The following is a 14,252-nucleotide window of genomic DNA, read 5'->3' on the forward strand; positions in this document are numbered from 1 at the left end:
CTCACCCTCTTCCTTCGAGTAACTGTCATGTTCAGCCTTTTTCGTGTAGTTACTCACCCTCTTCCTTCGAGTAACTGTCATGTTCAGCCTTTTTCGTGTAGTTACTCACCCTCTTCCTTCGAGTAACTGACATGTTCAGCCTTTTTCGTGTAGTTACTCACCCTCTTCCTTCGAGTAACTGTCACGTTCAGCCTTTTTCGTGTAGTTACTCCAAACTTTGGCTTCAGTATCTGTACAAACCTTTCTGAATCATTAAGGTGGTGATAAATGACTTTCACCTTTGTTGGTGATGGAGATGGTTTAGGCTCCGACATGGGCGTTTAGTATGATAGTTAATGCTGGTTCACCACAATCTTACACTGCTTTTTCGTACTCAGGTAAATTTCATTACATATATTCTAATATTACCTTGATTTTACCAAACTTTCCCTTTATACTCAATATATAACCTTATAGTTATATGAAGGAGAATAGCAACTATGACTGATTTATTTCGTGCATTATCAGATTCTACGAGACGAGAAATTCTTCATTTAACCGCACAAAAGGAATGGACTCAATCTGATTTAGTAGCCGCATTTACCATTTCACAGCCAGCCATCAAGAAGCACCTAGATATCCTTCTCAAAATGGATTTACTACTAGAACGAAAAGAGGGGAAATATCGCTATTACTCTCTTAATCAAGAGAACTACCGACAGCAAAGCATGCGGGCAAAATTAGAAATAGACCAGATCCTTGAACAAAAATTAATGAAGCTCAGACACTTTATGGAGGAGGAACAGTATGAATAGTAGTAACAGAGCACAAAAAGATATTTTCATATTCGCACCACCATCTCGCATTTGGCAAGCACTCACTATTCCCGAGCAACGGAACAAGTGGGAAACGAAATCCTGTGAGATCGACTTAACCGTTGGTGGTAAAGTTTTTTTTGATTACGGTTGGAATGTAACATATAGCGGAACTATCAAGGATTTTACTGAAAATGAAAAGCTTGTTTTAGAAGATGAAGAGCAAGAGTTAACCACATGGACCATTAAAGAAACCGATGGAGGCTCTATTGTCAGCATTGAATATACGGGGCAATGGTTAGGTGAGATAGGTTTAAGTCAAATGGAAAATATGTTATTTGGCACCTATCAATTTATGCTTAATCTGAAGGAAGTGGAAGAGGGTCGCCAAGATATACGCCACAACTTTTGGAAAAGCTGGATTGGTACACTCCATCACACTGAAGGTAAATATGTAAAAATAGTAAAAGTAATCCCTCATACCCCTGCAGCTGAGAAGCTTATAGAAGGCGATTATTTACTGGCGATTGACGGCACAACTGTCCATCACTATGACGAAGCTGAACTAGCCATTACACACGCAGATGTGAAGACTACCTTTGAACTAACCATTGCCAGAAACGAAAAGACTATTAACCTTTCACTAGAAACCATTCCTTTTGGTACGGTTATGAGCTCATAAAAACCAGCTCAAATCTGCGAAACTCCACACATCAGTAATTGTCAACTTTTATACAAAAAGTTCGTGGCGGAGCAAGGTGCCTCTCCGCCACGAACAAATATAAAAGTAATGGTGACCCCTTAACCCTGGCGCTTCATACAACTCTATCACCATAGGAGTCGGCACAACCCATTACACGAGCAATCTATGAAACGCCCTAACCTCTTAGCTTCCCAAAGCGATGTTCACAATAATATCGAAATACCTCTTCTGTTGTCTTCTCAGGTGTATAATCAAATTCGGCGATTAATTTTCGATTACTCAGGACCGGCCGATATTGCAAAAATCTGACCTGCTCCTCACCATACTGAGTAAGACCCGCCCGCTTTAACACAAATAAAGCCTTTTTGATTAGCTGTTCTGGAAAACGAATTACCTTTTTATTCAGTACCCTAGCAATATCATCAACCGTCATCGCCCCAGTCCCAGCCAAATTGAATACACCAACCTCTTCACCAAAAACGGCTTTTTTCAAACAAGCGACAACATCTTGATCCCAAATGAATACAAAAGGACTATCTGAGCCACGAATGCCAATCATATATTTTTTCTCAAAAAGAGACGTAATTTGATTATTCACAGATTCCCCTAGAATGGTTCCAATTCGGAAAACGACCTGCTCTAATTCAGGATAATTGACTCGATATTCAGCCATTAATTTCTCGACTATACGTTTATGATAGGAATACGAGAATTCATAGTTTCCACATATCGGTGTATCCTCTGTGATCCAGTCTGGATTATCGTGATGATAGCCATATGCAGCACCACTTGAGGTGACAATTATTCGTTTAACATGATGCTGGACAGCTAGCTCAAGTATGTTCCCCGTCCCTAATACATCAACCGAATATTCAAACTCCCGGTTACTTTTTTTCCCTGGTGTGACAATGGTCGCCAAATGTACAATCGTATCAATTTTATAGGCTTCCAGAAGCTCTCCTACTTTTTTAGAACGAACATCTGCCTTTAAGTATGTGATTGCTTTTGGGAACCCTGCTGGTGGCTCCTCACGGATATCCGTTGCTATAATTGAGTGTTCTTCCAGACCAAGGCTCGCTAATGATTGAACGAGCTGACTTCCCAAATAACCACACGCACCTGTAATTAAAATATTCATGCTGTTATCCCACTCTCATCTATCTTTATTTTCGGTGGTTTACGTGACCAGTAAGTGGCTATAATTAACCCAGAAATCACATGCCAAATCGACCACCAAGCCGCAACAATTGCCATACCACCTAACCCATCAAAAAAGTTAAATACTAAAATAAGTCCCAACCCAGAATTTTGAATACCCATTTCAATCGAAACAGCTCGTCGCTCCGGCTCGCCTAGTTTAGCTAATTTCGCCATGCCATAACCAGATAAAATCGCGACCAAATTCATAATAAAAACAACCAATACAACCATTCCTACAAACTCGATAAAATATTGAAAGTTAGAAGCCAAAGCTCCTAGAACAAAAATGATAAAAAACCCAATTGAAAAACGCTTCATCCATACATTCGCCTTTTGAGCCCATTCTGAATAACGATGACGAATATACATACCTAATGCAAGCGGTATTCCAAGTAAGATAACGATCGTAAAGAAAATCTCCAACGGGCTAATAACAATCTCCCGTAACAAAGCACCTGTTTCGGGATATAACGAACCCCACAACATAAGGTTTAAAGGTGTCATAACGATCGCCATGACCGTTGAAATTGACGACATACTTATCGAGAGCGGCGTATTACCCTTCGCTAAGTATGTAAGAAAATTCGATAAATTACCTCCAGGGCAAGCTGCTACAAGAAACATTCCTAATGCAATACTAGGTAACGGATTAATTATAATGACAAGCACATACGTTAAAGCAGGTAACATAAAAAATTGACCAAACAATCCGATTAAAACGGGCTTTGGCTGGCGAATTGCCTTCTTAAAATCACCAGCCTTCAAATCTAGAGCGACACCAAACATAATAAAACCAATCAAAATATTCATAATCAACATCGTCGTTGAACTAAAATTTAGTTGTACCTCATCAATCCCCATGACTATTTTCCTTTCGGCTCATTATGCATCTCTTTAAAATAACGTAATCCAGGTGCCCACATATGCTTAACTGGGTCAACATCTACATGTATAACCGAGCACTTCCCTACAGATAACGAGCGATTAATGGCTGCCTCTAGCTGACTAGGATCATTCACATACTCCCCGTGAGCACCCATACTTTCTGCCAATTTATCAAATTGAATTTCTCCTAAATCCGCATTTATTGTCTCATCAGAACTAAGTGATTTATTAATTAATGTCTTAATAGGTTTAAGAGCAAACTGCTGATTCATCTTGACCATACCCCACTGCTTATCACACATGACTAAGAATATAATATGGAAGTTATTTCGAATGGCTGTTTCTATTTCCTGTGGATGGAATCCCATCGCCCCATCCCCAATAATACAACCTACTGGTTTTTCTGGATTGGCAGCAGCTACACCTAATGCTTGTCCAAGTCCTGCACCGAGCATGCCGAATTTATACGTGGAGAATACCGCACCAGGTTCAACAATATCATAGAAAAAATTCGTCCATATCGTTGTATTACCACCATCAATTACTAAAGGTGTTCCCTCTGGAAAAACCTTCTGCGAAATAGCTGGCACATGGGCAGGGTTCATCGGCACAGCCTGATCTTGTAAGTGCTTATCTAACTTCTTTCTCTGCTTTGTCTTTTCGACCAAAAATTCCTGAATCTGCCCCTGTCTTTCTTCCGTACTGAAAATCTCATTCTTTTCAGAAAGTTTTTCGAGCAGTTGTAATAAAAATGTCTTAGCATCGGCTTGAATGGCTAGATCGACAGGCTTGTTTGCACCAATGATACTCGGGTCTAGATCAACCTGAATCACTTTTTGATCGTTACTCCAATTCGGTGCTTTCCCCCACCAGTCGGTTTCTCCTAAACGTGAACCAATGACAAGAACAACATCCGCCTTTTTACGAATTTGGTTATTTAAATCAATATAAATCATCGGAACCATCAGTTCATTTTTCTCAGAAAAAGCACCACGCGCCGCCCAGCTTGTTGTTACCATGGCTTGCAAAAAGTTGGCGACATTTTCAAGCTCTTTGTAGGCTCTAGCATGTATAACTCCACTTCCAGCATGAATAACAGGGAACTTGGCATTCATTAATAAATCAGCTGCCTGCTCTAATTGACTTTGCCAAGCACCTGGCTGTTTAACGAGTCGATACTGATGTGGTTCTAAATAACTTACATCGGCTTTCACTTTTGAATTAATGATATTTTCTGGAATATCAATATGCACGACACCCGGACGACCTTCATAACATTTTCGCAATGCTCTTCTAAGCATTTCCGGAATACGGTCAAAAGAAGGAACCGCCTCGCTCCACTTAGCAATTTTTGAAATGACACCGGTTTGGTCAAAACACTGATAGGTACCACCACGATCGGGATACATAATTCCCGTTCGCCTCGAGGAAGTAATAAGCAATACTCGATTGCCCTCCGCCTCTTCAACGACAAGACCCGGTAAAATATTGGCGACCCCTGGTCCATTACTAGCCATACATACACCTAACTTACCCGACATCCTTGCATACGCACCTGCCATATGGGCAGCACTCGTCTCATGTCGCGGAGATATTAATTCAATACCATTCTCTTCTAAGCTTGAATAAAAACCAAAATACGTACCGTCAATAATCCCAAAAACCTTTTCTACCATTTCTTTACTTAACATCTTTGCGATCACCGCACCACCAGAAATCTCCGCCATCTCAATTCCTCCATTCAATTGGTTATTCGATTAACTGGTCATAACGTACGGACCAGTTAAAAAATTACCTCATTAATATTATCGAATATTATCGGCTTTTATATCTCTCTTTTCATTTTCATTCGAAACTCGTACATATCTGGGCGAAAGTGCCCACGGTAATACTCAATTGGTTTTCCTTCTTCATCTTTAATAACCCGCTCAACAACCAATAAGTGACTTCCAGCCGTAACACTTAAAAAGTTCGCATCATCTTCTGAAGCACCTTGACACGTAATGGTTTGCTCAGCATCAGCAAAATTTAAAGCTAGATTTCTTTCTAATAAATCATAAATAACGGCATCTTCGAGGTTATGTGAGGCAAGGAGTAAACCGATATGACGTTGGTAATAATGGCGCTCTATGGCAACAGGATCTGCGTTCGCCGTGCGGATTCTTTGAATGGTATAAATTCGACTCGTCTCTAGTGCTGTCGATATAGCAGGTTCAGCCTCAACCTCTTTGTGAAATAGCAACTCCGCACCCGGAACCATTCCCATCCTTTTTACGGTTTCGGTAAAACTATGAAGTGAATTCAGCCATTCCTGAACCTTTGGCTTTGCACAAATAAACGTGCCTTTACCATGGACCTTTTTTACGGTACCCTCATTAACTAAACTACTAATGGCCTCCCTTACCGTCGTTCTACTTACAGTATATCTTTCCATCAATTCACGTTCACTCGGGATTTTCACCTTATGTTTACCTTCACTTATTTCTCGCTTCAATAAATTTCTCAGTTGTAAATGTAAAGGAACATCATTCATTTGATCGATCAATTACACATCCCTCCTTCTTTTGCTCAAGTGGTCATGATGACCGTACCAGCTTTATGTACTTAATTAAGATTATATTCCTTTTAAATCATACAAATCAATATAATAATTAGAAAATTCAGGATAAAATTCCGTTTTTTCTTTCCTGAAACCACTCCTACATAAATAACGATAAAAAAAGATCACCGTATATCCGATGACCTTGTTTAAACGTTTCTTCCATGTTGAATTTGCTCCTGCAATACCTTAATAAAGACATAATTTGCTTCTTCTCTCACCTCATCCATATGCTCAGGTAATAATCGTTCCCATATTTCAGACAAGGAATGCTCAATTAAGTCACCGTAGCTTGGTTTAGGGGTTTCACCATACCACTCCCCTAACAATCGCAAATATAAAAAAGTATCTTCTAAGGATGACATAAATAAATGGTCAGGGATAAGTTGACTATTAAGCCAGACTCCCCCTCTCTCGACCGATTTTGAAGTTAGCATGCTATTCACCTCTTCATATTTTGATAAGGTCACCAAAATTCCTCTAATAGAAACATTCTCTTTTGATGAACCCCATCCTACTCACCCCTTATATTATGATTGTAGTTTACCCAAAAATTTATCGTTTTTCAATAATTAATTTACCTTTATTAACATTTACATATTGTTTCACAAAAGAAAATACTTATTATTACTTGTAAAGATTTGTTGGCACTGAAGCTAATCTAGTTTTTCTAGTGAAATGTAGATATCTCACCTACTATTAACACTTCATCCACTGACAGCTTTTAGTGCTCCTTTATATACTCATTCATAAAAAAGGTAATCAACTTGTCCAATTCCTCTGATTTTCGCAAAACATCTACATGACAGATTCCTTTTAATTGAGCGATTTCTAATAGCTCCTTTCTTACCTTCTCTAATTCAGTCTCCAACCATTCCTTTTGATTGACAGGCAATGTAATAAACCCCCTTAAAGATCTGGTATTTCATCTTTCCACATATCAAAAACTTCTTCCATTTAGATCTCATGCAAGCTACAAAATATAATTATTTGTATTCAAGGACAATATTACCATTTTATCAACGTCTTTTAAAGGACAAATAATTATAATATAATAGTCCTCTTAAGTACCTCCCATATTCTTCTAACGTTCTCTACACTTGCTTTATAATCAATTGGAGGTTATTTAATCTATGAGTCAATATCAAGCCGCACTAATCATTGGTGAAAAAATACGCTACTATCGTACTATGAATGATTTAACCCAAGAGCAATTGGCTGAGATTGTGGACAGTACTGGATCGTATATCGGAAGGATTGAACGGGGTGAGCAAAACGTCAAGCTAGAAACTTTAGAAAAGATCGCTCACGCTTTGAAATTAGACTTATACATATTGTTTGACCAAGAACAACATTATTTAGAAAATTATCCTTGGGTAGAAAAAAGTTTGAAACTATTATTAAATCAAGATGAAAAGGATCAAAAGAAAGCATACCGTATCTTGAAAGAACTATTTACCGACTGAAGGGGGTTAAATTCCCTCAGGAGATTACCATAATAGTTATGCATAGTGCTAGAAGTATATCGATTAACCTAATAACACTACCCTTTGATAAGAAGAAACTAGCAGGCATACATTCATTGCACCCTCTTATCTAATAAAATAATAGCCAAGATTTCCTTAGATAGGAGATCTCGGCTTTAATTACGGTGAAATTGCTAGCGTATATTTGAACCTTTTTATTAGAACCCTAGATTAATAATTAACCTTATGTTCCAGTTACACGAATCCTTAGAAACCAACAAGTGTTTTAAAGATATATTTATGTTTTAAATATAGATGCCTAACCTTAACAACTAAACAAATATTTTAAGAGGTACTTCTTTTTTACTTTTAAGAAGGTAAACACTCAAAATATATTCCCACCAAATTACCATGGTTATCCTACCGGTAACGGTTCTTTTTTAAAGCGATAACCTACACCCCAAACCGTTTCAATGCTGTCAAACTCCATCTCTTCACGAGATAATTTATCTCGAATTTTTTTGATATGCACAGTTACAGTCGTATGATCACTAGCTGGTTCCATCCCCCAAATCCGCTCGTATAGATGCTCTTTTGTAAACACCTGCCCTGGATGAAGAGCCAGAAACGCTAACAAGTCAAACTCTCTTGCCCTAAATTTAACCTCTATTCCATCTAATTCGATGATTCTAGCCGCGTGGTCGATGAATAAGCGTCCAATGATGGTTTGTTCTTTTATTGTTTCATTCAATGAAACAAGACGTGCATACCTAGTCAGGTGTGCTTTAATCTTAGCTACTAGTTGGTTAGGGTTAAACGGTTTAAAGATATAATCATCTGCCCCTAACCCTAGTCCCCGTATGAAGTCGATTTCATCTACTCGTGCCGTCACCATCAAAATGGGAACTTCCTTTACCTCTCTAATTTTCTTGCATACTGAGAATCCGTCAATTCCAGGCAGCATCACATCTAAGATAATGAGATCAAATTCACTTGTGAGAGCTCTTTTTAACCCATTATTCCCTGTACATTCAATTTCTACGTCAAAACCGTGAACCTCCAGATAATCTTTCTGCAACTCGGAAATACTTGGCTCATCTTCGATAATTAGTATTCGCTTCATCATCTTCCCCATCACTCTCTACTATATTTGCTATTCGCAATGTCAGTGTAACGGTTGTACCTTCATTCACTTTACTGTTTATATCGACAGACCCTTGATGTGCTTCAATAATTTGTTTTACAATAGCTAATCCAATACCGCTCCCCCCCTGCTTCAAACCCCTCGATCCTTCAGCACGATAAAAACGTTCAAATACGTATGGTAAATCCTTTTGACTAATCCCTTGGCCATTATCGACCACAGAAATGACCATAATTTGTCCTCTTACACTTGCTGAGATTTTTATGACCTTCTCTTTATGTTGTATAAACTTCACACTATTTGCTATAAGATTAGAAAATACTTTGTAGAGTTGTGTTCGATCGGCTACAACATGCGATTTCGGATGAGCTTTAAAGTCAGTTAGAAATGTTACTTCTTCATATTCCATTCTCAACTCTTCAATAATGTCATTTAAGTAATCACAAATATTCACATGCTCAAATTCGAAAGGAATACTGTTTAAATCAAGCTTAGAAAATAACAGGAGTTCATCAATCAGTTTATCCATTTCAGAGGCTTTTGTATGAATTACTTGTATATACGTATCTAGTTTGTTTTTGTCTTGGGCAACACCATCTATAATTCCTTGCACATGCCCTTTAATAGATGTAATAGGCGTCTTTAAATCATGTGATATATTATTAATAAGCTCTTTACGATTCACTTCATATTTCTCTTGCAATGCTAGTGAATTTCTTAATTTGAGCCTCATTTCTTCAAAGGCATTAGCCAACTCACCAATTTCATCTTTTCTTATAATTTTGGTTTGTTGATTTAAATTCCCATTGGCGATTTCAGTTGCTGATCGATGCAATTTTTTTAATGGTTGAATTAAATGCTTTGAGATTAAATAAATAATAACCGTATTGGTTAGTAAGTACGCAAAAATAAAACCTATCACAAGCAAAGGAATTACATGAGTCAAAAATGAATTCACTGGTTCCACATCAAGTATAAAAAAAAGTGAACCATTACTTCCATCATTAAAATAGAATTCAGTTCCTGTATATAGCCACGATTGGCTAGCTTCGCTTATCTGTCCTTGATGATTAACATACGGTTGATGAGGTAATAATTGATGATCCGGTAATTGGGAAAGGATAGGTAATTCCGAAGAAGGTCCTGCTATAACTTCCCCATCCTTTTTTACAATAATAGCTATTTGTCGATGCCCCAACAGTTTTTCATATCGATTTAAGAATGGTCCATCTAAAAGATGATCTGGTTCAGATTTAGCCACTTGTGTTAGTTCAGTTATAGCAGCTAATTCTTCATAAAAGAATGCTTCAATAGCTCCATCATCTACTTCATAAAAATCTTTCATCTCTTCAATATTCGTAAGAAACAAATTAAAAAGAATATGCAAAAAGAGAACGAATAAACCAATTGGAATGACTGTCATTGAAATAAATGAGATGATTAATTTTACTCGAATGGACATGTTCGCTACTCCCTCCACAAACCTACTTAACTATTATAATCATTACCTTTATCTAAAAAAACAGAATAATAATAATTTGAGTACTTTTTCACTTGATAGACCTCATGCGAGCTCTCTGTAAAGGAAACCACCAGTTCCAATCACCTAAAAGTTTCATAGTCGCCGGGACTAATACCAAACGGACAATGGTTGCATCTAGTGCAATTGCAAAGGCCATTCCTAAGCCTAATTGTTGCATAGGTAACACCCCTGCAAATGCAAACGACCCAAACACAGCCACCATAATCATCGCTGCACCAGAAATCATTGGTGCTGTTTTTTCTAATCCTAATGCGACACTTTCCTCATTAGTCACTCCTTTCGAATATTCCTCTTGAACTCGGCTCAATAAAAATACTTCGTAATCTGTATTTAAGCTAAATAATAACCCTAGCAACAATATAGGAATAAAGCTTTGGATAAATCCAAAATCTCCAAATCCCAAAATCTCTGCGCCCCACCCCCACTGAAATACGGCCACAAGCACTCCATACGTAGCACCTAGAGAAAGGATATTCATAACGATAGCTTTAATGGGTAGAAGTAAACTTTTAAACGTCAACACAAGGATAATAAATAATAATATTAAAGTAAACGCTAAAACAACAGGTAAACTATCATTCAATGATTGGCTTGTATCCATACCCTCTGCTGTTTCTCCACCAACAAACACATCCCAACCCTCGCTTGTAGAAAAATCCTTACGTATCTGTTGGACAATGGCTCGGTTCACCTCACTAGAGGCATAATCATTTGAGATAACATCAAATATCATCACATTTTTATTTTCTCCAAGGGATCGATTGATCATCATCCATTCGTCGTTTGATAAGAGCGACTGATTTTCTGATAAGATCGAGCTGAGCATGCCCATATCTATATCATTAAAAAGGGAGAAAAGAGAATTTACTTCTTCAACATTTGTTATTTCCTCTAATTGCTGGTTTAGTATTTGAAGTTGTGTGAGTGATTCTTGATTCGTTAAATCTCCGTCCTTTACAGAGACAACAACTTGAATGGGGGAGGCGTAACCTAGACCAAATCCATCTTCTAACATACTTATCCCATTACGAAGCTCTGTCTCTTCAGGAAGCATACGCGAATCTGGTGTAGATACTTCAAGCTCAAGTGCTGGCCAAGCTAAAACGATTAAAAAGGCAAATGCACCTGCAAAATACAATACTGGACGCTTCATGACCCTATGAGCAAGACGGTACCACCTTCCTTGTTCCACTTGTTTCATATGTGTCGACTTATACGAAATCGATAGAGCATTTATCTTTGTTCCTAAAATAGCTAAAAAAGCAGGTAACAACGATAAACTAGTTAACATTAAAAAGAAAACGACAACGATGACTCCCAAAGCAATAGAGCGAACAGCTGCAATATCAATGAACAAAATAGCAGACATTGAACCGATAATGGTTAATGCTGAGAATAAAATAGCGTGCCCGGCCTTCCCCATGGTCTCAACAACTGCCTCTAAAGGGTTCGTATTTATCCCTCTTAATTGCTCACGATACCTCTTCACAAATATAAGCGAAAAATCAATCCCTACACCAATGCCCAACATCAAGGCTGCATCAAGAACAAATACAGATAACTCCATACCTTGGGAAATAAAAAATAGAACGCCAAGAGACGCTATTATTGAAGCCCCCGATAAAAGAAGAGGAGTTAGTGAAGAAACTACCGAGCGGAACACAAGAAGTAAGACTAGGATGATGATAGGTAATGCATACAAATGTGCTTTTTCTAGACCTGCTTGACTTAATTGATTTATCTCCCCCCAAAAAGCAGGCGTGCCTAAAATTGTTACCTCAAAGCCTTCCATTTGAAGGGATTCGGTTAAAGACTTTTGAATATCTGGCAAAACCTTCTGAGCAAATCCTTCGTCAACATTCATCTCAATAAAACCAATACTCGTCTGGAGATCATTTGAAACAAAATAATCTTTCAATCCATCTTCAGCATCTATCCACGTATATACATTATTTATCTCCTTTTCCTTTAACAAAGAGGCTGACACTTGCTTCAATGCTTCTGTAAATTCAAGTGAACCAACTTCATAGTGGTTATGATTGATTACAAATGTTAACGATGTTGCATCTCTTGATTCAAATTCTTCAGAAATTAGTTGATAAGCTTGTTGGGAGTCAGAACCAGGGACAGCCCACCCTCCCCCTGTTAACCTTTCACCAACCTGTGTCGCGTAATAACCACCAAAAACAAGAACAATAACCCAAAGACTCATAACCACCCATCTGTATGTAACTATCCACCTAGCTATTTTCGTTAAGATTTGTTCCATTATGCAAATATCCCCCTTTAGAAAATTTCGCTTACCCGGATATTTTAGTAGCACAATCTAATCATTCTATAAAAAAAATCTTAACTTTCTCTTAAATATAATGAACCATTTAATTTTTTACCCTACTTATCTTCCATACGAGACTACTTCAGACCGCTATCTTATAATTAGGGAAAAAATTGTTGTTCGACTGTAAAAGTGATGATGTAGCATCGCTAATATGTGGACTTCAATCTTTTCATCATTCACAATGAAAAGATTTGAGCGTTGCCCGTTGTATATGTTCTCATACCTACACTTTTTTAGTAATGTCTTACAACTAAAGGAAACTACTACAAGTGATATAATGCGTAGTTCCACCAATACTCCCTCCTAGATAACCCCTTGATTGTGTCTAATAAATAATAAAACCTATTAAATCGCTATTAATCTACCGAAACTTATATAATCAACTAAAAAGACTAGCTTTTTAAAGAGCTAGCCTTTTTATGTGAGAGTTAGTATAAAATATACATAAATACAATTAAATCCGATGATATTTTTCATTTAAAAAATATCATCGGATCTTGAAGAGTTGAGATTTGGCTTGTCCTAAACTTTTATAGTTTACGTGTAGCCCCTATCATTTTTTATCCTCAAACGTAACACCTTGAGACCGATAATGAATCTTAACGTTCGTCACTAATTCTTTGGCTCCTGACTTGACTGCTTTCTTCTGAATATCATTCAACAGATTCATAACAGAGTCAAAATCACCTTCTACCACTGTTTCAAGGGGACCTACCACGTATCGAAGTCCTGATTCTTCAATGACTTCAAGTGAATTTTTTATAATTCCATCTGTATAATCCTCTTTCTGATTAGGTAATAATTGAATTCCAGCTAACACAGTTGGCATCGTTTTTCCTCCTCATCAAGTTGATTTAACATGATAATTATCTCTTTCCCTCTTTTAAATTTAATAAACCAAATCTCTACAAACTACCTATTAGTTGATTTCACAATATAATGTAGCTCTACAAATTGGTTAAAGGTTTGAACACCTTTTAACTCCAAATCTACTTGATAGTCTCCTTTCTGAAAAAGTGGTATACCAGAGCCAATCAATTTCGGTGCTACTGTCATGATCACTTCATCGATTAACCCTTTTTCTAAAAAGGTTGCTACTAATTCACCGCCGCCCACTAACCAAATTCTTTCTCCAGGCTGTTCTTTTAACTTTTGCACAAAACTTTCAACATCTTCGTTTATGAAGTGTGTATGCTCAAGGTCCTTCCTATCTGTTCGGTTAAAGACATAACTTGCTTTGTCTGAGTAAGGATATTCTTTTACATCATCGGCCTTTAAAATCCAATCATATGTTTTCCTACCCATTAACACCGTATCAATAGTCGAGTAAAAATCTGAGATACCATTATCTCCTTCTCCCTCTACTTCAAAAAGCCAATCTAACTGCTCATCCTCTGTGGCAATATAACCATCTAAGCTTGTTGCAATGAATAAAACAATATTTCGATTATGCCGCATTTTTTCCACCTCTTTCACTTCGTATCTTTCCATGATAATCGGTAAATATGACAGCTCTTGTCATATTTCATCAACTATTTCTGCCTCTCACTAATAAGCATCCAACGTCTAGATACACAGTT

14 protein-coding genes are annotated in these 14,252 nt (G+C 37.5%); 3 read left to right on the forward strand and 11 right to left on the reverse strand.

Going from position 1 to position 14,252, the window contains the following annotated elements:
- The first annotated feature begins 479 nt into the window (after positions 1 to 479).
- Positions 480 to 794: a metalloregulator ArsR/SmtB family transcription factor gene (locus tag PQ479_RS20705; protein ID WP_047988117.1), complete on the forward strand. Its 315-nt coding sequence runs from the start codon at positions 480 to 482 to the stop codon at positions 792 to 794.
- Positions 787 to 1,476 carry an SRPBCC domain-containing protein gene (locus PQ479_RS20710; RefSeq protein WP_047988116.1) on the forward strand — a complete coding sequence of 230 codons (690 nt, stop codon included), beginning with the start codon at positions 787 to 789 and terminating at the stop codon, positions 1,474 to 1,476. Before PQ479_RS20705 ends, PQ479_RS20710 begins: the two co-directional genes overlap by 8 nt.
- A gap of 196 nt (positions 1,477 to 1,672) precedes the next feature.
- On the opposite strand, the gene PQ479_RS20715 is transcribed toward PQ479_RS20710, so the two are convergent.
- The 6 genes from PQ479_RS20715 to PQ479_RS20740 form a co-directional block, all read right to left on the reverse strand.
- Complete coding sequence (locus PQ479_RS20715) at positions 1,673 to 2,635, reverse strand: SDR family oxidoreductase (RefSeq protein ID WP_047988115.1); 963 nt, start codon at positions 2,633 to 2,635, stop codon at positions 1,673 to 1,675.
- Positions 2,632 to 3,558, reverse strand: coding sequence for a bile acid:sodium symporter family protein (locus tag PQ479_RS20720; RefSeq protein WP_047988114.1), 927 nt, complete (start codon positions 3,556 to 3,558; stop codon positions 2,632 to 2,634). Before PQ479_RS20720 ends, PQ479_RS20715 begins: the two co-directional genes overlap by 4 nt.
- A 2-nt stretch (positions 3,559 to 3,560) precedes the next feature.
- Positions 3,561 to 5,309 (reverse strand): thiamine pyrophosphate-binding protein, encoded by a 1,749-nt coding sequence (locus PQ479_RS20725; RefSeq protein WP_047988113.1) that lies wholly within the window; start codon positions 5,307 to 5,309, stop codon positions 3,561 to 3,563.
- A 98-nt stretch (positions 5,310 to 5,407) separates the two neighbouring features.
- Positions 5,408 to 6,127, reverse strand: coding sequence for a GntR family transcriptional regulator (locus tag PQ479_RS20730; RefSeq protein ID WP_053070335.1), 720 nt, complete (start codon positions 6,125 to 6,127; stop codon positions 5,408 to 5,410).
- 203 nt (positions 6,128 to 6,330) lie between these two features.
- Complete coding sequence (locus tag PQ479_RS20735; protein ID WP_047988112.1) at positions 6,331 to 6,618, reverse strand: hypothetical protein; 288 nt, start codon at positions 6,616 to 6,618, stop codon at positions 6,331 to 6,333.
- A gap of 287 nt (positions 6,619 to 6,905) precedes the next feature.
- On the reverse strand, positions 6,906 to 7,076 hold the full coding sequence (locus PQ479_RS20740; RefSeq protein ID WP_273717192.1) for an aspartyl-phosphate phosphatase Spo0E family protein: 171 nt from the start codon (positions 7,074 to 7,076) through the stop codon (positions 6,906 to 6,908).
- A 238-nt stretch (positions 7,077 to 7,314) separates the two neighbouring features.
- Between PQ479_RS20740 and PQ479_RS20745 the strand changes: the two genes are divergently transcribed.
- The gene (locus PQ479_RS20745; RefSeq protein ID WP_047988111.1) at positions 7,315 to 7,647 is read left to right on the forward strand and encodes a helix-turn-helix domain-containing protein; all 333 of its coding nucleotides are present in this window, start codon (positions 7,315 to 7,317) and stop codon (positions 7,645 to 7,647) included.
- Positions 7,648 to 8,062: 415 nt separating this feature from the next.
- Here PQ479_RS20745 and PQ479_RS20750 read toward each other — a convergent pair whose 3' ends face one another.
- The 5 genes from PQ479_RS20750 to PQ479_RS20770 all read right to left on the reverse strand — a co-directional run bounded on the left by PQ479_RS20750 (position 8,063) and on the right by PQ479_RS20770 (position 14,130).
- Positions 8,063 to 8,770, reverse strand: a complete 708-nt coding sequence (locus tag PQ479_RS20750; RefSeq protein WP_047988110.1) for a response regulator transcription factor — start codon at positions 8,768 to 8,770, stop codon at positions 8,063 to 8,065.
- Positions 8,742 to 10,253, reverse strand: coding sequence for a sensor histidine kinase (locus PQ479_RS20755; RefSeq protein ID WP_047988109.1), 1,512 nt, complete (start codon positions 10,251 to 10,253; stop codon positions 8,742 to 8,744). Before PQ479_RS20755 ends, PQ479_RS20750 begins: the two co-directional genes overlap by 29 nt.
- 88 nt (positions 10,254 to 10,341) lie before the next feature.
- Positions 10,342 to 12,603, reverse strand: coding sequence for an MMPL family transporter (locus PQ479_RS20760; protein ID WP_047988108.1), 2,262 nt, complete (start codon positions 12,601 to 12,603; stop codon positions 10,342 to 10,344).
- A gap of 622 nt (positions 12,604 to 13,225) precedes the next feature.
- Entirely contained in the window at positions 13,226 to 13,501 is a 276-nt protein-coding gene (locus tag PQ479_RS20765) for a thiamine-binding protein (protein ID WP_047988107.1), read from the reverse strand.
- An 83-nt stretch (positions 13,502 to 13,584) separates the two neighbouring features.
- Complete coding sequence (locus PQ479_RS20770; protein ID WP_047988106.1) at positions 13,585 to 14,130, reverse strand: dihydrofolate reductase family protein; 546 nt, start codon at positions 14,128 to 14,130, stop codon at positions 13,585 to 13,587.
- Positions 14,131 to 14,252: the final 122 nt, after the last annotated feature.

The organism is Alkalihalobacillus pseudalcaliphilus (assembly GCF_028610675.1).
GTDB lineage: Bacteria > Bacillota > Bacilli > Bacillales > Bacillaceae_D > Alkalihalobacillus > Alkalihalobacillus pseudalcaliphilus.